We start from the raw sequence: 24,858 nt of genomic DNA on the forward strand, positions 1-24,858 counted from the left end.
TGACTTGAATATTCTTTCATCTAAATGGATTTTTATGATTGTAAGGGATTTTGACTTTGAGGCACAGCAGCAACGGGCTAGAAGAATAGCTTCTAAAATGATCGAACACGGTCTATACTCTAGATTTGGCCTCAATACAACCAAAAGATTAGATAAAGCTTATCTCGGATGCCTTGGGGAATTGGCCTTTACACATTGGCTAGAGGAAAAAAGAATAACATATAAAATCGACGATCGAGGTTTCGAAAACAGAAATTCAGATGATTTTGATTTCTTGATCAATGGTAAAAAGATTGATGTCAAAGTAGCGCTCAAATCCACCACAAACTCACCAAATGATAATTGGACTTATGGGTATCCACAAGAGCAAAATCCAATTAGCAAAGACTTCGTCGTCATTGGTTGGGTCGATCTCCTTCAAGAAGAAATTGGATTTTATGGTTGGCTGACGGGATTTCAAGTAAGTAAATCTCCTGTCGTCACCAAAAACAGCTTCAAAGGCTATAGCTATCGAACTCCTAATCATGAATTTAAATGGGGCTTGATGAATAAAAATTTTGATAAGTTTATTGACAACTTATTATAAACTCTTCTTATTGTTTCGGGTAAAGCATGTAAGTTTGTAATAACTCAGTTAAGCTACTAGAAACCTATTTTACTTTACGATGAATGATAAATTGAATTCAGAAATACTGAATAAGCTGGAAATTTTTTTCAACATCACTCCTGACCTTTTTTGTATCGCGGGATATGATGGTTACTTCAAGCGAATCAATCCCGCTGTCAGCGCACTATTGGAATATAATGAAGAGGAACTTTTCAATACTCCAATTAATGAATTTGTTCACCCAGAAGACAAAGAACTGACAGCAAAAGCAAGGAAAGAATTGACGAAGAAAAATCCTTTACTCAACTTTGAAAACAGGTATGTAACAAAATCAGGGGAAATTGTCTGGCTTTCTTGGACCTCAATGTTTCTCGAGAAAGAAGAGCTAATTTTCGCGATAGCTAAAGATATTACCTACAAAAAAAAGCTAGAAAAAGAACGCAATCTCCTACTTTCCAATCTTACTTCAATCAATAAGGAATTGGAAAACCTCACCTATAGGACTACCCATGATTTAAGATCCCCTGTCAATAATTTTCTCTCGATTTTCAATCTAATCGACCTGACCAAAATTGAGGATGAAGAAAATTTAGAGCTTTTAGACCTTTTAAAGTCATCTAGTGAGAATTTGAAAAAAACATTGGACAATTATATCGATTTACTGAGTAAAAGAAGTTCAAGTGAAAATGAAATAGAGGTGATTCGATTCGACTTCACACTTGATAAGATAATGGAATCTATTCATTCCCTTATCAAATCTTCAAATACAAAAATAGAATTTGACTTTTCCGAAGCCGAAGAAATCACTTTCAATAAAGACTACTTAGAAAGTGTTTTTCTAAACTTAATAACAAATTCAATTCGATATGCTCAGCCTGGAATTCCTCCACATATTGTCATTAAAAGTTCCAAAATTAAAAACAATGTCCAGTTGACTGTAAAAGACAATGGTTTGGGCTTTGACATGAAAAAAGTGAAGGATAAGATTTTTGGACTCAATCAAAAATTTCACTCACATGAAGACAGTAAAGGCATCGGTTTGTACCTTATACACAATCAAATCACCAAACTCAATGGCACTATAGATGTCGAAAGTGAAGTAAATGTTGGGACCAAGTTTACGATAAATTTCAAAGGATGAGCATGAAATAAAATTGGAGGTTTATTCCTAAAAAAAAACAAATATGGCTTATAATGACTCTAGGCAAACAGCCATTCGTTTATATCGAAAACTCAGATTGGGATGGATATTTAATACATCAACTTTCACAGGCAATTTTTTACTCGCTCTGTTAGTCGGTTATTTTTTCAAAAAACTAGGATATCCTGATGATGTGAACTACGTTTTTTTCTTATCAGTCTTGGCAATTGGACTTTGGATCACAGAGGCTATCCCTCCATTTGCGGTAGGTATTTTTATAATCGCAGGGCTTCTACTTGGCTTTGGAACCGATTTTATCCTAGAAGATCATAAGACTCCAGTAGAGATGTACCTCGGCACATGGACCAGCAACGTGATATGGTTGCTTTTAGGCGGATTTTTCCTCGCTGAGGCTATGTCCCAAGTTGGATTAGACAAAGCACTTTTCCGCTTTACCTTAGATAAATTTGGCAGTAAACCCGAGAGATTACTGATGGGCCTGATGCTCACCACAGCCGTGGGAAGCATGGTAATGTCAAATACTGCCACCACTGCGATGATGATCTCTTCAATTTTGCCTTTGGCTCATATGATGGGCAAAAACTCAGCTTATACCAAGGCGCTTTTGGTGGGAATTCCTGCAGCAGCTACCTTGGGAGGAATGGGAACCATCATCGGAAGTACTCCAAATGCTATCGCAGTAGGTGCGCTTCAGGAAAAAGGAATCAATATTACTTTTATAGAATGGATGATCTTTGGACTGCCCACTGCTTTGCTTGCCACATATTTGTTTTGGAAATTCCTCACAAGATCTTTAAGAATCAAAGCAATTGAAATTGATCTCAGTAAGCTCAGCTATGAGACAAGCAATCCAAAGAAATTTGAGAAAAATGCTGTTTTATTTACTTTGATCATTACAGTTGCTACTTGGCTAACAGAACCGATTCATCATATCCCAATTGCAGCAACATCTGCGATTCCAATCGTGCTTCTCACTTTATTTCAAATCATCAAAGCAGAGGATGTTCGGCGACTTCCTTGGGACACCTTGATGCTCGTAGCAGGTGGGTTAGCTTTGGGTATTGCGATGGTAGATGTTGGATTGACTGATATTGTCATGGAGAAAATCAATCAACTTCCGATCCCGCTATTTGGAGTAGGAATTGTATTTTCAATTATTGCAGTTTTGATTTCTAATATCATGAGCAATACTGCAGCCGCCTCAATTCTAGTTCCGCTTGGACTTGCCTTGCCGGGGATTTGGGGATTTGCAGTACCACTGATTGTCGCATTAAGCTGTTCATCCGCTCTACTCCTACCCGTTTCTACCCCATCAAATGCAATTGCGTTTTCTACTGGAATGATCGAGCAAAAGAACTTCCGAAGTGGGGGTCTATTGATGATCGTACTAGGACCAATTTTAGCTTTTGTTTCCGTGATGATCTATGCACTTATTTTTGGTGCGTAACTTACTCAATTGTAAAACGCTGATCAGTTTACATCATCCTTTTTGGTCAATTCATTATTCAAGAATTCCTGAAGTTTTGCTTGGTAGGATTTTGCATCTGAATTGTACTCTGGTACAAGTGTTTTCTTCTCTGGGAAACTTTCCATGTGTAAAGTTTGTGTCGGGAAAGCAAAACGTACTCCAAGTTGATTGGCTAAAGTAACGATCGAGATCAGTAATTCATGTCTGCTTCTTAACTCCTCAGTCCAATTTGGGACTTCAAAAAACACATAAAACATCACATCCTGGCTATAGGCAGAAAGGTTATTGAAATAAATATTATAATAATCTTTCCGCGTATCTGGGTGATTCTCTACGATTTTCCTTAACCCATCTACAAAAGCTTGCACCAAATGTGGTGGGGTATCATAAGTAACAGTCAAGGTTGTATAAAATCTCCTGTATTGTCTCAGCCCATGATTGTCAATGGTAGCATCAGCGATTTTTCCGTTAGGAATGTACATGACAGAGTTCCTAAAAGTCCGCACCCGGGTAGATCTGAAACCCACTTCTTCCACCGTACCATCTACATCCCCAGACGTAATCCAATCTCCCACCTGAAATGGCTTATCAATGAAAATCATAATAGAACCAAAGAAATTTTTGATGGTATCTTGGGCAGCGAGAGCAAAGGCCAAACCACCTATAGAAAGACCCGTCAAGAATGGCACAATATCAACTTGCAATCCTTCTTTGAGAACATAAAGTGTACCGATAATCACCACAAAGGCTTTCAGCGTTTTTCTCAAAAGCGGCACCAATTGATCATCAAGAGTAGACTCCGTTTTCTCGGCCAATTTTGCAAAATACATGGCTACAATATCGACGATTTTATAAAAAACAATCGTGACAACGAATGGCTTGGCTGCGTTCAACAGAAGAAGAACCCACGACACGACTTCAATCGGAAGTTGAAGGATTTTGATAAATAAGGTTGTCAACAAAATGATAAAGTAGATACTTGTTATTTTGGCGACGGGTAATAAATATGTCTCTCCTATATAGCCATACCCAAACCTATTCAAAGCGTACAAAAACCCCTTGTCTAAGACCAGTGTAATGACTTTGTGAGAGAGAAATAAGAGTAAAATCAGAAAAAACAATCCTGCTAACTGCCAAAAATGCAAGCCTAGATAAACCTCATTTCCAAGTTTTGGCAATACATTCAAAAGCTTATCTGTTCCATAAGGATAAGTCTCTTGATGCAAGTCTCTAATTTGATCGACTGTAAAATCACTAAATTTCCATTCTCCATCCTTTTTTTCTAAATATACTCCGGGAAGAAGCCTGACATCAAAGAAAAACCTTGCTTGATTGTTGTGTAAAGAATCAATGTAATTGGGGTCATTCGGGATGTTATTGAGCTTAACGTACACGCCATTCCCATCAAATATCTGCTTCAGTTGAACAGCTAATCTTTCTGCTTCCGCTGGAGCTTGATCTGTAAGGCGAAGTGCCTCAGCTGCTATCTTAGGATCATAATTATCCTCCCTAAGATTATAAAAAAAAGTCAGCGTAGTGGAATATGGAGAAGTAAAGCTATGTAACTCCTCAGGCGCTATTGGTATTTGGTTTTCATCAAGTAAAACTTGGGCTGAAGTTGTCTGAAGTATAAAAAAAGAAAGTACTATTAATAAATTGAATCGCATTAAACTTTGTTTTTTTTAGATTGCAAAGGTAATAATTCTAAAGCGGTAGTCTGTATTCTACGAATGTATTTGCAGATGTAGCATATATACTATACTCATTTTTACTACTAGAGTATTTGATATCTATTTCATTTTTAGAGCTAATAGGCAATGTATTCAAAAACGAGCCTTTTAGGTCAAACAAATAAGTAAATTCCTGAACAGGATCCACTAATACAAAGATATTCTGATCAGCACCAAAAGAGAATAGCTGAAACTTCAAGTTTTCTGAGAAAATGTTGTAATCAAACAAAACTTCATATTCAGCATTCATTATGGTGATTTTATTGAATTCATGTACCACATACACGAATCGGTCTTCTTTTTGATCTTTGATCAAGTAAAACCGACTCTCAGGATCAGGGCGCAACAACTGATTGCGATAAGCCATTTCACCTTGAAAATTCACATTGACTACTTCTCCTTCTTTAGTTACAGTCACAAATCTGCTTGAGGAAGCATTTCCTCTTTCAATTATGATATAGTCAGATGTCTGCCCTTCGCCTAACTTAATTGGTGAATCTAACATAACTTCTCCCCTTCTGTTGAAAAAATAAAGCTCTCCACCTTGACTGAGGGCTAGCATTTGATCGCCAACACCAGCTACACGATGATGTGCTGGTTTCACGGCCAAGTTCGACCCAATATTTTTTGGATCCCATCCTTCCAGAGCGTCACCATTTTTATTGAATAAATAGAGCTCTGCCTGATCTGTCCCAACAAAAAATCTATAATCTCTATTATCATCGTAATCCACAAGATTCAGGTGGGTGATTTTCCTACCTGGTATCTCAAGTGGATATCCTGCAACAATACTTCCTAATCTATCAATTATATAAATCCGACTTTCGGTCGCAAATAACAACTGGAGCTTTTGATTTTTATAAAAATCAACTTGAAAAACATCAGAAATAATCGGTCCTTCTAATGCTTGAGAAAAGACCACTTCACCTTCTCCTGATAGCAGATGCACTTGATTCAAAGCATCTTGAACAACAAACTCAAAACTTCTATCATTGAAATTCTGAATACTTTTCGGCCCAAAAATCAAGTCATCTCTAAATTGTACTATTCTATTCTCTGTGAGCGTCACGCTGCTAACAGCCTTGATGGGACCTTGAGAATACAAGATGTTAATTTTGGATTGTTTTACTTTTTCATCACCACCAACACCTAACGTTAGGATATCTAAAGAACGGATTTGTGGAGCATATTTTTGAAAAAACACCTTCCAATTTGGCGAACTGATTTCTTCTAAACTATTCCAGATTCGTGGAACATTGATGACAAAATTGAATCCTGAATTTGTGGATAAGCTAGTAGAAATCCTCTTTTGAGCCAAACTTTTTCCCCATGTATTGTCAGCCTTGATGTCATCCAAAAATACTTTCATCGACTTAGTACTATTTGCGAAAACAAGCATTCCTTCCACTCCTGTTACATAAGTCTGAGGAAATCCCATGAATTTACCATCAAAAAGATGAGCTGGGAATTCTTCTGTATTCAAAACAAAAATTTCATTGTTTTGATAAAAATCCACGGGAATTGATCCTACAGGAACATTTTCCGAATCCACACTAAACCCTTTGAGTAAATCAATTTGATCTGCTAATTCTTCTGTCTCAATCAAAACTATTCTATCCTCTTCTTGATTCATTGCTGTCTCAAAAATCATAAAAAGCATTTCACCAGATAGCCTTTTAAAAAAGTCTCGTTGAATTAATTTTTTTTCAACCTCACCACTGACGGTTGCTTTACCTTGAAAATTATCATTTTTAAGAGTTGCTAGCTGATTGAAATTTTGAAGGTTATATTGGAATAAAACTGCTGTTCGGTTTGGAATAAAATCTATCAACTTTCTGTAATCAGCATTTCCTGGAGCAAAACTAACTTCCTTCCCATTTTGAAAGAACGTTGTCCCATCCAAGGTGATTTTTCCTTCTGAAAACTTTAATTCAAAATTCCCGGAAATTTCATTTGTTGAAAACTGTTTGACAAGATTTAGATTGTCGTCTCTACTGATTCCAGCGATGAATTTTGATAATCCCGAACTAGACAATCTAAAAACTCCTAGACCTTTAGGTTTTTGCAAGGCTTTGAAAAGCTCTTGATTTACGGATTTAAAATTTGCCTCAGAGGAGTTTTGATAAAGTCTAATCGCTTCTTCTACCAGAAAAGACGTGTAACTGACAACTATAATATTTCCGATTTTTGAATATGAAAGCATCCTATTCAAATTCACACTTTGGAATTCATAAATAGGAACTGAACTGTAATTTCTTGTAGTAATTTGAGAAAGGTCCGGGAGATTTTCTTCAAGAGCTTGGACAAAGGACTGGTCTGATCCATTTTTAAAAGAAAGCGTAAACAGGAAATCAAATTCTTCTTTCCCGACAGGATGTAAAGAAACTACCATTTGATTACCTTTTAATGACCTGTCAAGATTCCCTGATCTTCCCACCAAACTATCAAGTGACACCAATTGTGTCTCTGCATTTTTCACGGACGGGATTTCTGTCAATCGTGTCCAAATCGGCTGGCTGACGAGCTGATTCCACGCCATCACCGGTTCTTCCGTTTCAAAGACAAAAATGGCATCCTGTGACACTACTTCCAGCGCATTTTTCTCCCCTTTCCATAAGGAACTGTTGTAAAAAAAATAACCTCCTACTGCGAAGGCAATAATCAATAAAGAAATTAAGATTTGCTTGAAATTAGGCACTGAACTGGGTCTGGGTTTGGTAGATTACTATCAGTAAATAAATATAAAAACCTAAAAGTCCCGATCAAAAAACCGGGACTTTTAGGTTAAAAATAAATTCAAATTACTTGCTTGACAATTTGTCTAAGACACTCATTACTTCTTTGACATGTCCTCTTGAAACTTCAAGAAGTTCTTTTTCTTCAGCATTGAGGTCTAATTCAATCACTTTCTCGACACCGTTCTTTCCTAAGATTACTGGTACGCCTAAGTAGCAATCATCGATTCCATATTCGCCTTCCAATTTGATACAAACTGGGAATACTCTTCTTTGATTTTTCAAAATCGCTTCTACCATTTGTGCGGCAGCTGATCCTGGCGCATACCAAGCAGATGTCCCCATCAATTTTACCAATTCACCACCACCGAATTTTGTTCTTTCGATGATCGCATCTAAAGTATCTTTGGCGATAAGCTCAGTCACAGGAATACCCGCTACTGTAGTATATCTAGGAAGTGGAACCATCGTATCACCATGTCCACCCATCAAGATTGCTTGGATTTCTTTTGGAGAAATATTCAATTCCTCGGCAATAAATGCTCTGTATCTTGCGGTATCTAAGATTCCAGCCATACCGATCACCTTTGCTCTTGGCAGTTTGGACGTGATATGTGCTTGATAAGTCATTACATCAAGTGGATTAGACACCACGATAATGATCGCATCAGGAGAGTGTTTGATTACGTTTTCTGTTACAGACTTTACAATTCCAGCATTGGTTTCGATCAAGTCATCTCTTGTCATCCCTGGTTTTCTTGGAAGACCTGAAGTGATGACAACTACGTCAGAACCTGCAGTTTTTGAATAATCATTGGTACTTCCGACAGTTCTGCTGTCATATTGATTGATTGGAGCTTTTTGCCAAATATCTAGAGCTTTGCCTTCTGCAACACCTTCTTTGATATCGATCAAAACGATCTCTTCAGCAATCTCTCTGTAAGCTAATACGTCTGCGCAGGTTGCTCCTACGTTACCAGCTCCAACTACGGTTACTTTTGCCATGATTTATATGTTTTTTTATTAGATTATTGAATTTTTCAAAAGTTGCGCTAAGTTATTAAACAAAGGACATTTAATGAAGGAATGACTTAGAATACTTGCTTTTGGATTGAAATGAATTGCTAATAAAATATAGACGAATCTTCAAATTAAAAGAAGTTACTGAATAAAAAGCAATCATTTGGTTGAGACAATACTCACGATTCATTATCAAACATCTGTGCCAAATTGAAAAAGCCAAAGGAATTTTGATAGGACTTGAATAGTTTCTGATTGTTTTGATTATAAAACTCTGATAAAGAAGTCATCATTTTGGCTTTGATCTTTGGATGGGATTCAAAAATCTCCTGTACGGAGAAATGTGGAATCACCAAGAGTTCAGCTTCTTCAGAATCCACAATCGCTGTGTATATTCTCTTCGTGTTCTCCAAAAGTGAATTCTCTCCAAAAGCTCCTCCCTTTCCCACATCAAGTATAGTTTCAAAAGTATCGAGCACATCCACGGTTAGCCTCACATGCCCTCTTCGCAGGATATAAAGTGCTTGGCTAGGATCATTTCTAAAGAAAACTACCTCGTCTTTGACATATTTCCTGTTGTGAATAGTCGGGAGAAACCGCGCCATCTCTGAATGCTTGAGTCTCTCAAAAAACTTCACTTGAGAAAGAAATTCAAAAATCGCAAGTTCTGATGCTGTGAATGTCTTTGAAAATGGATTGATCATGATTTTCTTTTTTTGAAGTATAAAACTTTTTTGGTACTCAAATCACACTTGAACTGCTCGCTAATCCTGTACCCAATTACCCAAGCTATTTCTCCCTTCGAACAAAGCACTGAAACAGATTTTTTTTGAATCAAAGGGACTTTTAAATCTATCAAAAGATCGGAAACTTTCTTATCATTTTTCATACCCAAAGGCATAAATTTATCTCCAAGCTCCCAACTCCTGATGGTCAATGGATAATCAAGTTTATCAAAATCCAACATAGCATTTTCTGTATTTCTGTCAACTTCCACGGGGCTAGGCAAATGCAAAATATCATAACTTCCAGATTGCAATTGCAAAGCAATGGAAGTATCATCCAATAGCTTTTCTTCCTCCTTCAGGTCATATTCTCCAAGAATAATCATATCCCTATCCAAGTTGACCATGTATTTGCCTGCATAGAAAGACTTTCCTGATTCACCTTTGGGGATTGAATTTAAGATTTCTACCACATCAGGATAGCCAAACCCATAATCCCGCAACCAATAATAAACCATGGAATGCTTTCCGGATAAATTGGCCACAGCAGCGATTCTCAAATATTGAAACGCACCTTCCTCGATGATGTTCTCTACTTTCCATAAGGTAAACAAATGGAAAAATGCCTTTCCCGTATCTTTCAATCTTTGAAAACTGTCGCCAAGCGTTTGCAAAGCATCAGGAAAACCCGATTGGAGTTGCGGAAGTATTTCATTCCTCAAAAAATTTCTCTTATAGATATTCTTTTCATTGCTGCTGTCGATTCTCCAATGAAATTTATTATCCACCATAAATTTCTCTATCTCTGCTCTACTAAAGGAAAGCATTGGACGAATCAAATAATCCCGCTTCTCTGCCATACCATAAATACCCTCGATACCTGTTCCTCTGAGTAGATTCAATAAAACCGTCTCCAGCTGATCCTCAAAATGATGTGCTACAATGACTCCGGCATAAAACCCTTCTTTCATCAACTTCCCAAACCATTGATAGCGAAGATCACGAGCGACCATCTGTACAGACTTTCCCGATTTTTCAAAATCACTTGGATTGGCGTGCTCAATAAAGAGCGACACATTCCAAAATCTTGCCATCTCCCTAACAAAGACTTCATCTCCATCACTTTCCTGATCACGAAGCTTAAAATTATAATGCGCTAAAGAAAACTGAATTCCCGCAGCATGAAGCAAATGTCCCAAGCAAACACTGTCTACCCCGCCACTGATGGCCAGCAAATAGCGTTTACTTACATCAAAAAGATTTTTTGCTCGTATATGTTGGATAAAATGGTCAACCATAACTCAAAAATACCATTTTTGCTTAATTTTGTCGTCGACTCTTAATCAAATGATCAAAAACAGCGGAATTATTTTCCTTCTTTTCCTTCTTTTTTCAAGCACCACTTTCGCACAACAAGAAACCATGCTCGAAATCCAAAAGGCTGATCGTCTGATCGGGAGTTCAGGATTTCAGCGCTTGATAGGAAATACTGTCATGAGACATCAAAATTCATTGATTTACTGTGACTCTGCTTACTTTTACGAAACAGAAAATAAAGCCAAACTTTTTGGTAATGTTAGAATTGTTGATCAAAAAGATCCCGTGGTTACCACAAGCAGATATGCCGAATATGATGGCAACACAAGAATTGCGAAATTGAGAAATCGGGTCGTCTTCAAAAACGAGTCTACCACTTTGTACACAGAGTTTTTGGATTATAACCGAGAAACTGGCATTGCCAATTATTTCAATGACGGAAAAGTGGTCGATAGTACAAACGTACTAACAAGTTCTAATGGCATTTATGAAACATCAATTGAGAAAATCACTTTTACTGATAATGTGATTTTGGTCAATCCTGACTACACACTCAAAACAAACTTTTTGATTTACAGAACCATCCCAAAAACAGCTGAAACGGTTGGCTTGACTAATATTGTCTCAGCTGAAGGAAACAAACTGAATGCACAAAAAGGGAGCTTTTACGATACCGAAAACAAACTTTTTAGATTTTACGATGGTGAAGTGGAGACAGAAACTTCGCTTGTCTATGCGGAGAATCTCTATTATGATGAAAATCAAAAGTATTATGAAGGCCGAGGGGATGTGAGCGTCTACAATAAAGAGCGAGAAATCGAGATTTTTGGAGAAGAAGGCAAATATTGGGAAGACAGAAAATATAGTAAAGTATATGGAAATGCTCTGGTCCAAAAATACTTTGAGCTCGACACCATGTTTATGATTGCTGACACTTTGATTTCGCAGGATAGCGAATTGGAGACAGAGAGATTTCTTCAAGCCTTTTATAATGTAAGATTGATCAAATCTGAGTTAGCCGGTCGCGCAGATTCCTTAACATATATTTATTCAGACTCCACAATTCACTTGTACCAAGATCCAATAATATGGAATGACAAAAGCCAAATTACCGCTGACAGCATTAGGATTTTGATAGCAAATGAAGAATTAGATAAGGTTTTTTTAACTCAGAAAGCCTTCAATGTCACGAGAGACACACTTGGGAATTTTAATCAATTGAAAGGGCGGAAAATGATAGGGACTTTTAAAGATGGGGAAATCCAACGGCTCGATGTTACAGGAAATGGAGAATCTCTCTATTTCAACCTACTCAATGACAGCACTTTACGAGGTGTAAATAAAAGTATCTGTGCCAACATGATTATGTTTTTTGAAGAAGGAAATGTCCATAAAATAAACTATTTGATCAAGCCTGAGGGCCAATTCACTCCGCCGCATATGCTGAAGGAAGAAAATAAGCAATTAGAGGGTTTTATATGGAGGGAAGAGGAGAAACCCACTATGGAGATTATATATGCATGGCGAACTCCAAGATCAAGAAAAAGATTTGATGAAAATCTTTTCAACATCCCTGAGGTCAACATTCCGATTCCAACAGACGAGGAAATCCAAAAATCCATTGAAGAAAGGTTGAAAAATAAGATTAAATAGTGGGCTAAATCTTTTTCAAAGACGATCAAATTTCGAGGAACGTAAGCTTTTTTAAAAAATTTTATTTTGGTTAACAAAATTTAACCCCTAATCCTTTTGATGCTCAAACCTATTAGGTAAATTTATACGTATTAGAAATTAGTGTTATCAATTATTCAAAAGGCTTATAGATAAAATTTTACATGAAATCTTTATTTTTCATATGCACATGTTTCATCTTGTTGCTTCCTGTTCATTCAGAAGCACAGGTACGCGTGTTGTCAGAAAATATTGAATTTAATGGAAAAATTGGCGCGGCTCAAAGAAAATCACTTATCCTCCAAAACGAAAGTAATCAACGAAAAGAATACAATTTAAGGTTTCTGAGAGGTAATATTGGAACTTCTCAAAACATTAAAATTTGCGTTGGAGATACTTGTTTTGATCCGAGGAAAGAACTTTCTAAAGTTAAACTAATTTTAAAACCAGGTGAGATTGTCACAGATTTATATCTAGAACTAGAGTTTGGGATAGTTGAAACGAAAGGGAATTTTGAATTACATTTCATCAACCCTGAAAATAACAGAGATTTATTTGTGATAGACGCTATTTATAGTGTTTCAAATCCAAGCAATGATGAAAATGAAGTGGATCACAAAGATATTTCAATAGGAAGTGTCTATCCCAATCCAAGCAATCGCATTGCTCAAATTGATTATAATTTCAAAAACCCCAGAGCTGCGGCCAAAATAAGCATCAATAGCTTTATTGGCAATCCAGTGGCAGAATTCAGACTTGACCCAAGACAAAAAACATTGGTAATGAACGTAGAAGACCTAAGACCAGGTGTTTATTTTTACACTTTATTTGTAGACAATAAAAATATAGTTACCAAAAAACTCGTTGTCGAATAATACCAAGCACTTAGGTGTTCATCCTAAGTTTGATACAAATTAATATTCCCTTATATTTGCACCTTGAAAATTATGAAAAAATCCCTCCATTATATTTTACCCTTTCTTTTATTGATACTGATTTCCTCTTGCGGTAGCTTCTACAAGCTGGAAAAAAGCACCAATTGGGAAGAGTTATATGAAGCGGCAAATAGCTACTATGAAAAAGGTGAGTACAATAAAGCAATTATACTTTATGACAAGGTACTCCCTGTAATCAGAGGAAGTGAAAGGGCAGAATTAGCTGATTTTAATTACGCTTATTGTCATTTCAGAACCAAAAGATACATAGAAGCAGCAGGTTACTTCAACACATTCTATCAGACTTATAATAGAAGTCCGATGGCAGAAGAAGCCATGTTTATGAATGCCTACTCTCTTTACTTAGATTCTCCAGATTACAATCTAGATCAAAGAAGTAGCAGAGATGCTGTGAATGCCATTCAGCTTTTCATCAACAAATTCCCTGAGTCAGATTCTTACGAAAGAGCGATGGCCATGATTGATGATTTGCAAAAAAGATTCGAAGAGAAGGCATATCAAGAATCCTCCATGTACTTGAGATTAACAGAAGGACTATATCCTGGTGATTTTTATAAAGCCTGCATTATCAATTTTCAGAACTTCGCCAAAAGTTATCCAGATAGCAAATACAATGAAGAGCTCGCATTTAAACTCGTTGAAGTATCAGCTGCATATGGAGAGAGAAGTGTTTTTGACAAAAAAGAAGAACGTCTGAAGGAATCATTTGCTTTTGCGGAGCAATTCAAAAGGAAATATCCAAGTAGCAAATATTTAGGAAAAGTTGAAACCATCGTATTGAGTGCGACAAGAGAATACAACGCACATTTGACAATAAAGAAAGATTTTGAAGAGAGAATGGCAAAAGCCAAACTTGAAGCAGAAGAAAAAGCAGTTTCCCCAGAAGGTGAAATCATTAAATCAATCCCAATTACAGAAAACAATAATTAATATATAAACATGGCAGTTAATCCATCTATCATCACAAGAGACTTAGAAAAAATTGCAGCACCAACTGGCAACCTGTATGAGTCTATTCATGTTATCGGCCAAAGAGCAAAGCAGATTTCTTCTACAATGAAAGAAGAGCTCAATAGCAAACTTTCTGAATTTGCATCTACGGTAGATAACCTTGAAGAGGTTTTTGAAAACAAAGAGCAGATCGAAATTTCTAAGTTCTATGAAAGAATGCCAAAACCATCTACTTTGGCAATGGAAGAGTTTGTAGAAGGAAAAATCTACTCTCGTCATCCAGATCTTGATATCGAAGGATAATGAAATTAAAAGGTAAACGAATCCTACTGGGCGTAACAGGCAGTATTGCTGCTTACAAAAGTGCCCATTTGACACGTTTATTAGTAAAAGAAGGAGCAGAGGTACAAATCATCATGAGTACCTCTGCTCTTGATTTTATAACCCCATTGACATTAGCTACACTTTCCAAAAACCCTGTTCATCATAAGTTTCACTCAGATGAAAATGGGGTATGGACCAATCATGTCGAACTAGGCCTTTGGGCTGATTTATTTTTAGTAGCACCCATTTCCGCCAATACCTTGGCCAAATTTGCAAATGGTATTTGCGATAGCCTACTTACAGCAACCTATTTATCTGCCCGATGTCCTGTGATGATAGCTCCAGCAATGGACTTAGACATGTATCAACATCCATCAGTAAGAAAAAATCTATCCTTAGTAGCTAGCTTTGGTAACCTTATTCTTGATGCTGAGGCTGGAGAACTTGCAAGCGGACTTTCCGGTCAAGGCAGATTAATGGAGCCTGAACACATCCTGGAAAATGTGTTGAATCATTTTTCAGCAAAGCAAACCTTTAAAGGTAAGCAAGTCCTAATTACTTCTGGTCCAACCCAAGAAGCTATAGACCCAGTTCGTTTTATCAGTAACCACTCAAGTGGAAAGATGGGCGCTGCTTTAGCAGAAGCTTTTGCCAGTCAAGGTGCAGAAGTGCATGTAGTCTTAGGTCATGGCTCAATCAAACCAGATCATTCTAATATCCATATTTATCCAGTCAAAAGTGCTTCTGAAATGTATGAAGCTTCGCGAAATCTTCATCAAAAAATGAATATTTGTGTCTTTGCGGCAGCTGTAGCAGATTATGCTCCCAAAGAAATTGCGAAAGAGAAAATCAAAAAAGCAGGGGAAGGGATGACTATTGAGTTGGTGAGGAATGTGGATATTGCAGCTGCATTAGGTCAGGAGAAAAAAGCACATCAAATCCATGTTGGCTTTGCTCTCGAGACGGAGAATGAAGCATTTCATGCTAAAGAAAAATTAAAGAAGAAAAACTTCGACTTGATTGTACTCAATTCTATGAAAGAGGCTGGTGCAGGCTTTCAGCTTGACACCAACAAAGTTACTCTTTTCTCTAAATCTGGATCCGAGCAAACTTCAGAGGTTTTACCAAAAGCACAAATCGCAGATTTGATTCTGAAGGGTATTAAAAATCTTCCTGTCGAAATCTAAACATATTTTTATCGTTATCTTTAGATCAATAAAAGATCGATATGAAAAAATTCATTTTCCTTACCATTCTTATTCTTTCCCCACTTTTCGTTTTTTCTCAAGAATTGAATTTCCAAGTGATTATCAATTCAGATAGAGCAAGAACACAAGAAAAAGATGTCTTTGAAGATATGAAGACGACATTTGAACAATACTTAAATGGTAGAAATTGGACAAATGACGAGTTCAGACCCATCGAAAGGATCAAAGGAAGTATGCTCATCACGATCAATGACATGCCTCAGGTTGGTTTTTACAATGCTACTGTTCAGGTGCAAGTTGTAAGACCTATCTATGGCACGAATTACGAGAGCATGACTTTCAATTTTATTGATAGAAACTGGACTTTCGAATTTCTTCAAAATCAGCCACTTGAATTCAACCGATTTTCATACCTTAACAACATCAGCTCTCTCCTAGCCTACTATGCTAATATGGCCTTAGGCATTGATTACGATTCTTTTACTTTGAGAGGAGGAGACCCATATTTTGAAATAGCAAATGGCATCGTCAATAATGCCCAACAGTCAAATCGTCCAGGATGGAATCAAAGTCCGACTGATAGAAGGAATCGCTATTGGCTGATCAACGATATTTATACTTCTTCGGTATTCGCTCCGATTCGAGAAGCCATCTACCTTTATCATCGAAAAGGCATGGATTTGCTGAATAAAGACCCTAATGAAGCTTACAAAAATATGCTTGAAGCCATCAAAAAGGTCGAAGAAGCCAATACCGCTCAGCCAAACAGTATTTTTACTATCTCATTTATGGATGCAAAAGGAGATGAAATCAGCAAGATTTTCAAAAATGCTCCTTTGGAAATTCGAACAGAAGCGGTGGAACTCTTGTTGAAAGTGGATCCAAATAATGCTAGAAAATACAATGACCTACTGAAAGGTTGATTTCATTTTCTTAGTTTTGCATCATTAAAAAATTTAAAAATTCATGCTCAAAAGCCTTAGCATAGCCAATTACGCTTTGATTCAATCACTTGAGATGGAACCTTGTGCTTCTCTAAATATGATTACAGGAGAGACCGGGGCAGGAAAATCCATTATGCTCGGAGCGGTTGGATTACTTTTGGGAAATAGAGCCGATACCAAAGCACTTTTTAACGAAGAAAAAAAATGTATCGTAGAAGGTGTCTTTGATATTAAAAATTACAAACTGCAAGATTTATTCGAAAGTGAAGACTTAGACTTCGAAGAAGTCTGTATCATCCGCAGAGAAATCAGCCCAAATGGAAAATCTCGTGCATTTATCAATGATACGCCTGTCAGATTAGAAATCCTCAAAGAACTCGGAAAATCCTTGATGGATGTTCACTCTCAACACGACAGTTTGCAACTAGGTGAAGGAGAATACCAACTGGACTTGATCGATGCCTACACTCAATCTCAACAGGAATTCACTTCCTATTCACAAGCCTATTCAGGCTATCAAAAAGCAAAAAGAGCTTACGAAAAATTAGCTGAACAAGCTTTAGAACTAAAGAAAGAAGCTGACTTCAATCAATTTCAACTTGAGGAATTGAGTTCCCTAAGTTTAAAATCCGGGGAACAAGAAGAATTGGAAAGTGACCAGGAAATCCTCGAAAATGCCGAAGAGATCAAAAGCAAAATTCAAGAAATCCTTGTTCAACTTCAGGATGAGCAGTTTGGAGGATTGAATATCCTAAGTCAAGCAAATCTTGGCATTCAGCAACTAGGGAAATTTGCCCAAAAATTCGACCCTTTCAAAGAACGATTCCAAAGCATTTTAATAGAACTTAAAGATATCGCCGAAAGTCTAGAAGACGAAGACAGTAAAGTCGAAGTAGACTTCGAAAAACTTGAAGCCACTAGAGAACGCTTGAGCAAGATCTACCAACTCCAACAAAAACATGGTTTGGATTCCGTAGATGGGCTAATCACTTTAGAGAAAGAATTGGCTGAAAAAGCCTTTCAGATAGAGAATTTGGATGAACAATTGGAAGACTTGAAATCTGAAATGCATGCCGCCCACAAGTCACTATTAGAAAAAGGAGCGCTGCTCAGTAAAAAACGGAAAACAGGATTTCAAGCATTTTCCAAGGAACTGATATCTCTGCTTGTGCAGTTGGGAATGGAAAATGCTCAAGTGGAATTCTCCCATCAATTGATTGCTCCTAGCAAGCATGGCATAGATCAGATCGACTTACTTTTCTCAGCCAACAAAGGTGTGAAACCACAAGCTTTGAAGCAGGTGGCTTCTGGTGGGGAGTTTTCAAGGTTGATCTTTGGTATCAAGTATATCATGGCAGACAAGATGGCTTTGCCGACTTTGATTTTTGATGAAATTGATACCGGAGTTTCTGGTGAAGTGGCCTTGCAGATGGTTCGCATGATGCAACAAATTGCTAAAAACCACCAAGTGGTCTGTATCAGTCATTTGCCACAAGTTGCAGCCAAGGGAGATCAACATTATTTTGTGTACAAGGACAACAGTTCGGCAAGAACAATTTCTAAAATCCGTCTGCTTGAAAACACGGAACGCATCACAGAAATTGCCAAGATGATTGCGGGTTCTAACCCTTCCGAAAGCGCATTTGAAAGTGCACGGGAATTGCTAAAAAATTAGATTGAACCTACTTTCAATTTGATTAAAGCCATCTAAACCATAAAAGATCAACAATCGTCTCAAATTTTTCTGTATTTTTACCTCTTCAAATTCGTAAAAAACAAACAAAAATATTATGCCTGAGAATCTACTAAAAGGAAAAGTCGGTATCATCACCGGTGCTTTGGATGAAAATTCAATTGCTTGGAAAACAGCCCTCAAAGCGCACGAACAAGGAGCTAAATTTGTATTGACCAATGCTCCTATCGCCATGAGAATGGGCGCAATCAACGAATTGGCACAGGAGTGCGGTACGATTGTCATTCCTGCTGATGCGACTTCTTTGGAAGATATCGAAAAACTTTATACCGAGGCAAAGGAATATTTAGGTGGAAATTTTGACTTTTTGCTTCACTCCATTGGCATGTCGCCAAACATTCGAAAAGGAAGATCTTACGGTGACCTGAATTACGATTGGGCTAACAAATCTTATGATGTTTCTGCTATTTCATTCCATAAGATGATGCAGATATCTGAGAAAATGGATGTGATGAACGAATGGGGTTCCATCATGGGCCTTTCTTATATTGCTGCGCAGAGAGTATATCCTTTCTACACAGATATGGCTGATGCCAAAGCACTTTTGGAAAGCATCGCTAGAGGATATGGCTACAGATATGGCAAGTTGAAAAAAGTAAGAGTCAACACCATCTCTCAATCTCCAACCAAAACAACAGCTGGAACAGGAATCGGAGGTTTTGATACTTTCTACAACTTTGCAGACAAGATGTCTCCACTTGGCAATGCTTCAGCAGAAGCTTGCGCAGATTACATCATCACCATGTTCTCAGACTTTACCAGATACGTGACCATGCAGAACCTATTCCACGACGGAGGATATTCTACAACAGGAATATCTGAAGAATTGATGGAAGGATTGACTGGGGAATGAGGTCGAACCGTTAAAAGGTTCGAAGGTTGGAAAATTGAAAAGTTGAAAAATTGAGAAATTGTTGAAAGGTTAGAATAGCTTGTCCGCCGTGGCAGGTTTCAAAGTTGGAAAAGCTTGTCCCGAGTATCGGGATTGGCTTGCGCAAGATTTAGCGTTTGTCATAAATATCTGGATTGGAAGCCTTCCTGAAAATCATACCCTTACAATCCTCAGTTCTTGGTACTTGGTACATCGTACTTGATACAAAAATAATCCATCTCACTTTCTTATGTCTTGAATCTCATGTCTCACGTCTCATATCTATTTAAAAGCATGAAAAAAACACTCATTACCATACTTTCCGCCACTTTATTATTCTCTTGTGGTGGAGAAACAAAAGAAGTTGCTGAAGTTACCCTTGAAGCGGACACGGAAGAACTTTCAAATTTGGAAAAAGAACATACACTTGAAAAAACAGCCTATGCTGACAGTGTAAATGCGGGTTTGGTAGAAGATACCTTCAAAGGCAGTGCTAGAAGAGAAGCTATTGGCTCCATTGGTGATGCTACTGTCACGATCAATTATGGTTCTCCAGGAAAAAGAGGACGTGTAATCTGGAATGGATTGGTATCTTATGATCAAGTATGGGTCAGTGGTTCGCACTGGGCCACAGCAGTGACATTTTCAGAAGTTGTAGTTATCAATGATGTCGAAGTACCTGCTGGGATGTATGGATTCTTTACCATCCCCGGAAGAGAGGAATGGACATTGATTATCAATAAGCATTATGACCAACATTTGGCAGACGAATATGATGAAGCAGATGATCTGGTAAGGGTAAGCGTCAAGCCAATCCAACTAGATAATGAAGTACAGCGATTAACCTACGAAGTTGAAAAAGTCTCAGACACTGAAGGAGTCATCTCCCTCAGTTGGGATCAAATCAAAGTAAGCGTGCCATTCAGTATCAAATAATCTCAAAGCTGTCCGAAAGGGCAGCTTTTATTTTTTGGGGTAAAATCTTTATAAATCATTTCTATCTAAAACTAGAGACGTAGTCCATATATCTTCGCAGAAAAATTGAATATAGGTGAAACATGGGGCGTAGCCCTGTAATCTATTTTTTGCTAAAGAATTATTCTTTGATGGACCAAAAAGATGTCAGGGCTACGCCCCTACAATGAATAAATTTCATTTGTTTTTCTAGGAAGATCACAGGGCTAAAGCCCCTTTTGGGTAGCTTTTCTTATTTGGAGAAATAATTGTAAATTTCATTACAGAAAATTCACCTAAAATCGCAAAGATTTAATGTGCCATTAAAATTCTCACCCTAATGTTTTTACTCTAGTCATAATGAAATCGGCATTTTGCAATTAATATTTCACCTTCTCTATATTGGTAAATAAGTCTATGTTCGCTATCAATCCGTCTAGACCAAAATCCAGCGTACTTATGTTTCAAAGGCTCAGGTTTTCCAATTCCATCAAAAGGGTTTCGCGCAATATCTTTTAAAAGTTCATTTATTTTCTTGAGCTTATTCTTGTCGGTTTTTTGCCAATACAAATAATCTTCCCAAGACTCATCTACAAAAATATACTTCATTTAATTTCAATTAAGTCATTATTAAAAGCTTCTCCTTTCTTTAGTTTATCAATTGCAGCGTCTAATCTTAGTTCATTTTTTCGAGAAGATAATTCGTGATTTGTGGCCATAAGAGAATTGTACTCTTGCAGAGACATGACTACAATTCCAGAATCTTTACCACGATTTATAATCAAAGTTTCAAAGTTTTTTGCAACTCTATCCAAATAAGTCTTAATGTCCTTTCTAAACTCTGAGACAGTTGTAATTTGCATAATATTGTATTTAATTTAGTACAAATATATGTACATAATATCATTTTGGCAATTTTAACCTTAATATTTCCAGCTACAAAACCACTTTTTGAGTTAGCGCACAAGGTCTCAGAAAGGTATGCCTGAGTGCATATTTTGATATGCTAAATTTCCAGATTCAAGCAAAATCAAGAACTATATATTGCCATTAAAACTCCACATCATATAAGACCAATCCATTGGCAGGAACTTTTCCACTCAAAGGACTTGTCTCTTGGCTTTTTAAAGCTTCTTGAATGTCTGCTTTGGTGATGATTCCTTTTCCCACTTCCAGTAAACTCCCCATCATCAGTCTAACTTGGTGCATCAGAAAGCCTTTTCCTTTTACCCTGTAGCAATATCTTTTTAGACTTGACCCATCAGCCAGTAACAAGTTATCTTCCAAAATCTCAGACTCAAAAATCTGTCTGCGGTAGTTATCAGATTGCTTATGCTTGGCACAGAATCTTCGGAAATCATGCTCGCCAACAAAAACAGCAGCTGCAGCTTTCATCGAATCAATATCAAGTTCCCCTATAAAGTATGTCAAATTCCCAGCTGCAAAGGGGTGAAACTTTTCCCCTGTTGAAAAGTAGTATCGATATTCTTTCGCAATAACATCCTGAATTATATTGAAATCTAAGGAAACTCGCTTTCCCTCCAACAACCTGATATCATCGGGGAGATTTTCGTTGACTTGGTTGATGAAATCCTCCAAGTCAATCTCTGAAATATGAAAGAGTTCGAAGGCTCCTCGGTGGCAGGAAACTCCCGAGTCTGTTCTTCCAGCACTTAAAATATTGAATTCTTCATGACCAAGTACATACCTAAAAACCTTTTCCAATTTCCCTTGGATCGTTTTCAAACCAGGCTGCTTCTGCCAGCCATGATAGCGAAGGCCTAGGTATTGGATATAAAAAAGGTAGGTGAAGGGTTTGTTTTGCATTGAAGTTGAGTTGATGCCGAAAATTACAGAAACCAAAATTCAAAACTCATAGTAAAGGCAGATATATTCTCTTGGGAATAGGAGATAGATTAAAGGAAATAAATTCATTGACTTAATATTAGTAGATTAAGCGTTTAAATCAACCTAATAAATACCTTATTCATAAAATTATTAATCTTTAAGCCCCAATCTATACAATCTAAAATATTCCTTCTCAATATTAGGATCAGGCTTTTCCTTAACCCAAAGTTGCCCTTCTCTTAAAAGCATACTAGTTGGATCATAATCTTCTGGTACAAAATCATTTAATAGATTCCCTAAACTATCAAAAATTGCTAGTCTAAAAGGATATTTTTCGTCCAGTCTCTCTCTTAATTCTTTCGATTCACCAGGTGTTTTCTTGGCAAAGTGAAACTCTTTATCAACTTCATCATATCCCTGAAAATAGGCAACTATAAACTTGTCTTCAAATTTTTTAATATTCTCTATTCTTCCAGAAGCCTTAAATAATCCAAAAAAATCATGTTCCAAATATTCACTGTTTTGCCCTTCGAAATAGTTGTAATCTTTTAGATTAAGCGGAATCCTTGAAATCAATTCAAAAGGTGATTTTCCACTATATTTATAAATCACTGGTTCCCCACCAAAAGCCACAAAAATTTGGTTCTCCACTACTGTAAATACAGGAGACCAAGCATGTCGATAAAACGTCTTTCCACTTTTATAAATACTGGTTTTGGGAAATTGTATTATTGGTTCTTTAAATCCAGTACTTGGATCAAGTAAATTAAATAAAAAAATGTCAGAATGAAGATTTATCTTATCATAATTAATATCTCTTGTTCCTCCCTCTATGTTCAAATGTTTGTTCCCCAATTTATACATTGTATGCCCCATAGCAATTCTTCTGAAATCGGGGAAGTAAATTTCATTTAGCCTAACCTGAGAATGTAAATTGCCCAGAAAATCATAAATCGAAAATCCTTTCAATCCAAGAGCTAAAAATTCATCTTTTCCAAGGATTTGTAAAGGTGCCAAAAGTTTCCCATATCCATCTGGCACATCGCCAAACTTTGAAAAAGAGTTGATAATATTCCCCTCAAAATCGGCCAGCATAATGTCATTTGAAAACTCCTCAATCTCCATAAACAAAACTGTCTTCGATTTAGGATGAATGTCATGAACAATCGGATTTCCTAAATACTCTATTTGAATACTATCTATCTTTTCAAGAGTGATGTTTTTTAAATTTCCATTTTGAGTAGATTTTCCTTCATTGTTGTTTTGGCTACATGAAAATGTGAAGGTTAGAAATAATAAGTATAAAAGAGTCTTATTCATTAATATCCTAGTTATGATTCAGCTTTTACTCATTCGCAACTTGATACACCCCGTATCTGATAAAATCCTCTTCTTCATCGGGATTTATCAGCTTTATAAGTATCGAATTATTGGGCATAGCGATTTTGATTTGCCCATAGGGAATTTTCATATCTTCGCTGAGTTGCTTGTTTTCATCAAAAAGGATTATTCTATGGTAATCAGGGTCAGAAAAATGATGATAGTATTTATCCTCTTCATTCTTTTTCTCAAAAATACCATATGGGATTTCTCTTACATAATCCAGTAAAACAAGTCCACCATCCAAATGTAAAATATTCAAATTCACTGAAGCGAGTGTGTAAGGTGGGTAACTTGGCAAGGTTTTATCAGAAATTGGCAATTTCTTAAAGCTGCCGAAATCTCCATGATTGATTTTGATGTTGGAGATAGTTTTTCCTGATAAAAGATCTATTACTGTAATTTCATTATCAAGCGAAGCTGTTACAAAAAGTCTATTACTCTTTTTATCCTGAGTAAAGATCGGCTTATACATCGTGTTTATTGTATTATCAAAATTTTTGTAGATAGGTCTTTGTACCACGGGAGCCAAATGGAAAGTAGCTTTCGACTTTAGGTCATGAAATTCGATTAAATGCTGCTTTTCCAAACTCTTTGCCCTCATAAATCTGGATGTCCCTGAGGGATAAGTAGCGAAAACTAAATTATTCTTTAAGTTATCTTTGTAGTAAAATATTGGTGAAGTAGTTGAGCCATAAACAAAGAATGGATTATCGATTACAAAATTTGTGCTTTCCTTAAAATTCAATTTCCTATCGAATGAGATCACTTTGTTTGGAGTAATTACCCATACATCTCCTGTATTTACAAAACCCAAAAAATTCATTGCAGTTGTAAACTGTCCAGGACCTTGACCATTTAAGTCTTTTTTTACAAGGATCCTCCCCTTTTCATCTAACAGAAGGACTACAAAACCTTTGCTCCTATTTTCATAAGCTAAATAGTGCTTTTTGATTGGATCATAATCGACAATCTCAACTGAATTCAATGAATTAATGCTAAACTCGCTAGTTTTAGAAATCTTGTATTGAGCTTGTAATTCATAACTGTTGAAGACAGAAATTAAAATAATAAGAGTTAAAACTGAAAAAAACCTCATATTAACATCATAAAATTAAAGTTCCATAACTAAATATAAAATACAATAAACAAACTATTTCTTTAAATAACAATCTAAAAAGCTGATTTCTGAATATTGCCTAGAGTTAATATTTAATCAAAAAAGCCCTGATAG

At 36.7% G+C, this 24,858-nt stretch carries 22 protein-coding genes; 12 read left to right on the forward strand and 10 right to left on the reverse strand.

Going from position 1 to position 24,858, the window contains the following annotated elements; genetic code table 11:
- Positions 1–34 precede the first annotated feature (34 nt).
- The 3 genes from IEV57_RS16455 (at position 35) to IEV57_RS16465 (ending at position 3,216) form a co-directional block, all read left to right on the forward strand.
- Positions 35–586, forward strand: a complete 552-nt coding sequence (locus IEV57_RS16455) for a hypothetical protein (RefSeq protein WP_188444143.1) — start codon at positions 35–37, stop codon at positions 584–586.
- Positions 587–665: 79 nt separating this feature from the next.
- Positions 666–1,748: a PAS domain-containing sensor histidine kinase gene (locus IEV57_RS16460; RefSeq protein ID WP_188444144.1), complete on the forward strand. Its 1,083-nt coding sequence runs from the start codon at positions 666–668 to the stop codon at positions 1,746–1,748.
- 43 nt (positions 1,749–1,791) lie between these two features.
- Positions 1,792–3,216 (forward strand): SLC13 family permease, encoded by a 1,425-nt coding sequence (locus IEV57_RS16465; RefSeq protein ID WP_188444145.1) that lies wholly within the window; start codon positions 1,792–1,794, stop codon positions 3,214–3,216.
- A gap of 23 nt (positions 3,217–3,239) precedes the next feature.
- Here IEV57_RS16465 and IEV57_RS16470 read toward each other — a convergent pair whose 3' ends face one another.
- The 5 genes from IEV57_RS16470 to tilS form a co-directional block, all read right to left on the reverse strand.
- A complete protein-coding gene (locus tag IEV57_RS16470; protein ID WP_188444146.1) occupies positions 3,240–4,904 on the reverse strand; it encodes a mechanosensitive ion channel family protein in 1,665 nt (554 codons plus the stop codon).
- A 37-nt stretch (positions 4,905–4,941) separates the two neighbouring features.
- Positions 4,942–7,665, reverse strand: a complete 2,724-nt coding sequence (locus IEV57_RS16475) for a hypothetical protein (RefSeq protein ID WP_188444147.1) — start codon at positions 7,663–7,665, stop codon at positions 4,942–4,944.
- Positions 7,666–7,768: 103 nt separating this feature from the next.
- Entirely contained in the window at positions 7,769–8,707 is a 939-nt protein-coding gene (gene mdh / locus IEV57_RS16480) for a malate dehydrogenase (protein WP_188444148.1), read from the reverse strand.
- 194 nt (positions 8,708–8,901) lie between these two features.
- Positions 8,902–9,426, reverse strand: coding sequence for a Crp/Fnr family transcriptional regulator (locus IEV57_RS16485; protein WP_188444149.1), 525 nt, complete (start codon positions 9,424–9,426; stop codon positions 8,902–8,904).
- A complete protein-coding gene (gene tilS, locus IEV57_RS16490; protein ID WP_188444150.1) occupies positions 9,423–10,745 on the reverse strand; it encodes a tRNA lysidine(34) synthetase TilS in 1,323 nt (440 codons plus the stop codon). The genes IEV57_RS16485 and tilS overlap by 4 nt, the downstream gene beginning before the upstream one ends.
- Positions 10,746–10,794: 49 nt before the next feature.
- Between tilS and IEV57_RS16495 the strand changes: the two genes are divergently transcribed.
- The 9 genes from IEV57_RS16495 to IEV57_RS16535 all read left to right on the forward strand — a co-directional run bounded on the left by IEV57_RS16495 (position 10,795) and on the right by IEV57_RS16535 (position 20,378).
- Entirely contained in the window at positions 10,795–12,417 is a 1,623-nt protein-coding gene (locus tag IEV57_RS16495; protein WP_188444151.1) for an OstA-like protein, read from the forward strand.
- A gap of 182 nt (positions 12,418–12,599) precedes the next feature.
- Positions 12,600–13,310, forward strand: a complete 711-nt coding sequence (locus tag IEV57_RS16500) for a T9SS type A sorting domain-containing protein (RefSeq protein ID WP_188444152.1) — start codon at positions 12,600–12,602, stop codon at positions 13,308–13,310.
- A 72-nt stretch (positions 13,311–13,382) separates the two neighbouring features.
- The gene (locus IEV57_RS16505; protein ID WP_188444153.1) at positions 13,383–14,321 is read left to right on the forward strand and encodes an outer membrane protein assembly factor BamD; all 939 of its coding nucleotides are present in this window, start codon (positions 13,383–13,385) and stop codon (positions 14,319–14,321) included.
- Positions 14,322–14,330: 9 nt separating this feature from the next.
- On the forward strand, positions 14,331–14,645 hold the full coding sequence (locus IEV57_RS16510; RefSeq protein WP_188444154.1) for a DNA-directed RNA polymerase subunit omega: 315 nt from the start codon (positions 14,331–14,333) through the stop codon (positions 14,643–14,645).
- Positions 14,645–15,853: a bifunctional phosphopantothenoylcysteine decarboxylase/phosphopantothenate--cysteine ligase CoaBC gene (coaBC, locus tag IEV57_RS16515; protein WP_188444155.1), complete on the forward strand. Its 1,209-nt coding sequence runs from the start codon at positions 14,645–14,647 to the stop codon at positions 15,851–15,853. Before IEV57_RS16510 ends, coaBC begins: the two co-directional genes overlap by 1 nt.
- 41 nt (positions 15,854–15,894) lie before the next feature.
- The gene (gene porD / locus IEV57_RS16520; protein WP_188444156.1) at positions 15,895–16,797 is read left to right on the forward strand and encodes a type IX secretion system protein PorD; all 903 of its coding nucleotides are present in this window, start codon (positions 15,895–15,897) and stop codon (positions 16,795–16,797) included.
- A 43-nt stretch (positions 16,798–16,840) separates the two neighbouring features.
- A complete protein-coding gene (recN, locus tag IEV57_RS16525) occupies positions 16,841–18,493 on the forward strand; it encodes a DNA repair protein RecN (RefSeq protein WP_188444157.1) in 1,653 nt (550 codons plus the stop codon).
- 115 nt (positions 18,494–18,608) lie between these two features.
- Positions 18,609–19,424, forward strand: coding sequence for an enoyl-ACP reductase FabI (locus tag IEV57_RS16530; protein WP_014771079.1), 816 nt, complete (start codon positions 18,609–18,611; stop codon positions 19,422–19,424).
- A 312-nt stretch (positions 19,425–19,736) separates the two neighbouring features.
- Positions 19,737–20,378 carry a DUF2911 domain-containing protein gene (locus IEV57_RS16535; protein ID WP_188444158.1) on the forward strand — a complete coding sequence of 214 codons (642 nt, stop codon included), beginning with the start codon at positions 19,737–19,739 and terminating at the stop codon, positions 20,376–20,378.
- A gap of 369 nt (positions 20,379–20,747) precedes the next feature.
- Here the strand turns inward: IEV57_RS16535 and IEV57_RS16540 are convergent, their stop codons facing one another.
- The 5 genes from IEV57_RS16540 to IEV57_RS16560 all read right to left on the reverse strand — a co-directional run bounded on the left by IEV57_RS16540 (position 20,748) and on the right by IEV57_RS16560 (position 24,723).
- On the reverse strand, positions 20,748–21,005 hold the full coding sequence (locus IEV57_RS16540; protein WP_188444159.1) for a Txe/YoeB family addiction module toxin: 258 nt from the start codon (positions 21,003–21,005) through the stop codon (positions 20,748–20,750).
- Positions 21,002–21,259, reverse strand: coding sequence for a type II toxin-antitoxin system Phd/YefM family antitoxin (locus IEV57_RS16545; RefSeq protein WP_188444160.1), 258 nt, complete (start codon positions 21,257–21,259; stop codon positions 21,002–21,004). Before IEV57_RS16545 ends, IEV57_RS16540 begins: the two co-directional genes overlap by 4 nt.
- A gap of 187 nt (positions 21,260–21,446) precedes the next feature.
- Positions 21,447–22,223 (reverse strand): tRNA pseudouridine(38-40) synthase TruA, encoded by a 777-nt coding sequence (gene truA, locus IEV57_RS16550; protein ID WP_188444161.1) that lies wholly within the window; start codon positions 22,221–22,223, stop codon positions 21,447–21,449.
- A gap of 171 nt (positions 22,224–22,394) precedes the next feature.
- A complete protein-coding gene (locus IEV57_RS16555) occupies positions 22,395–23,564 on the reverse strand; it encodes a hypothetical protein (protein ID WP_188444162.1) in 1,170 nt (389 codons plus the stop codon).
- A gap of 25 nt (positions 23,565–23,589) precedes the next feature.
- The gene (locus IEV57_RS16560) at positions 23,590–24,723 is read right to left on the reverse strand and encodes a hypothetical protein (RefSeq protein WP_188444163.1); all 1,134 of its coding nucleotides are present in this window, start codon (positions 24,721–24,723) and stop codon (positions 23,590–23,592) included.
- Between the last annotated feature and the right edge of the window lie 135 nt (positions 24,724–24,858).

The organism is Belliella aquatica (assembly GCF_014637795.1).
GTDB lineage: Bacteria > Bacteroidota > Bacteroidia > Cytophagales > Cyclobacteriaceae > Belliella > Belliella aquatica.

What these genes read in the sequence shown, in the direction of transcription:
- IEV57_RS16455 (WP_188444143.1), top strand. Translation starts at nt 35, where the DNA reads ATGATTGTAAGGGATTTTGACTTTGAGGCACAGCAGCAACGGGCTAGA.
- IEV57_RS16460 (WP_188444144.1), top strand. Translation starts at nt 666, where the DNA reads ATGAATGATAAATTGAATTCAGAAATACTGAATAAGCTGGAAATTTTT.
- IEV57_RS16465 (WP_188444145.1), top strand. Translation starts at nt 1,792, where the DNA reads ATGGCTTATAATGACTCTAGGCAAACAGCCATTCGTTTATATCGAAAA.
- IEV57_RS16470 (WP_188444146.1), bottom strand. Translation starts at nt 4,904, where the DNA reads ATGCGATTCAATTTATTAATAGTACTTTCTTTTTTTATACTTCAGACA.
- mdh (WP_188444148.1), bottom strand. Translation starts at nt 8,707, where the DNA reads ATGGCAAAAGTAACCGTAGTTGGAGCTGGTAACGTAGGAGCAACCTGC.
- IEV57_RS16485 (WP_188444149.1), bottom strand. Translation starts at nt 9,426, where the DNA reads ATGATCAATCCATTTTCAAAGACATTCACAGCATCAGAACTTGCGATT.
- tilS (WP_188444150.1), bottom strand. Translation starts at nt 10,745, where the DNA reads ATGGTTGACCATTTTATCCAACATATACGAGCAAAAAATCTTTTTGAT.
- IEV57_RS16495 (WP_188444151.1), top strand. Translation starts at nt 10,795, where the DNA reads ATGATCAAAAACAGCGGAATTATTTTCCTTCTTTTCCTTCTTTTTTCA.
- IEV57_RS16500 (WP_188444152.1), top strand. Translation starts at nt 12,600, where the DNA reads ATGAAATCTTTATTTTTCATATGCACATGTTTCATCTTGTTGCTTCCT.
- IEV57_RS16505 (WP_188444153.1), top strand. Translation starts at nt 13,383, where the DNA reads ATGAAAAAATCCCTCCATTATATTTTACCCTTTCTTTTATTGATACTG.
- IEV57_RS16510 (WP_188444154.1), top strand. Translation starts at nt 14,331, where the DNA reads ATGGCAGTTAATCCATCTATCATCACAAGAGACTTAGAAAAAATTGCA.
- coaBC (WP_188444155.1), top strand. Translation starts at nt 14,645, where the DNA reads ATGAAATTAAAAGGTAAACGAATCCTACTGGGCGTAACAGGCAGTATT.
- porD (WP_188444156.1), top strand. Translation starts at nt 15,895, where the DNA reads ATGAAAAAATTCATTTTCCTTACCATTCTTATTCTTTCCCCACTTTTC.
- recN (WP_188444157.1), top strand. Translation starts at nt 16,841, where the DNA reads ATGCTCAAAAGCCTTAGCATAGCCAATTACGCTTTGATTCAATCACTT.
- IEV57_RS16530 (WP_014771079.1), top strand. Translation starts at nt 18,609, where the DNA reads ATGCCTGAGAATCTACTAAAAGGAAAAGTCGGTATCATCACCGGTGCT.
- IEV57_RS16535 (WP_188444158.1), top strand. Translation starts at nt 19,737, where the DNA reads ATGAAAAAAACACTCATTACCATACTTTCCGCCACTTTATTATTCTCT.
- IEV57_RS16540 (WP_188444159.1), bottom strand. Translation starts at nt 21,005, where the DNA reads ATGAAGTATATTTTTGTAGATGAGTCTTGGGAAGATTATTTGTATTGG.
- IEV57_RS16545 (WP_188444160.1), bottom strand. Translation starts at nt 21,259, where the DNA reads ATGCAAATTACAACTGTCTCAGAGTTTAGAAAGGACATTAAGACTTAT.
- truA (WP_188444161.1), bottom strand. Translation starts at nt 22,223, where the DNA reads ATGCAAAACAAACCCTTCACCTACCTTTTTTATATCCAATACCTAGGC.
- IEV57_RS16555 (WP_188444162.1), bottom strand. Translation starts at nt 23,564, where the DNA reads ATGAATAAGACTCTTTTATACTTATTATTTCTAACCTTCACATTTTCA.
- IEV57_RS16560 (WP_188444163.1), bottom strand. Translation starts at nt 24,723, where the DNA reads ATGAGGTTTTTTTCAGTTTTAACTCTTATTATTTTAATTTCTGTCTTC.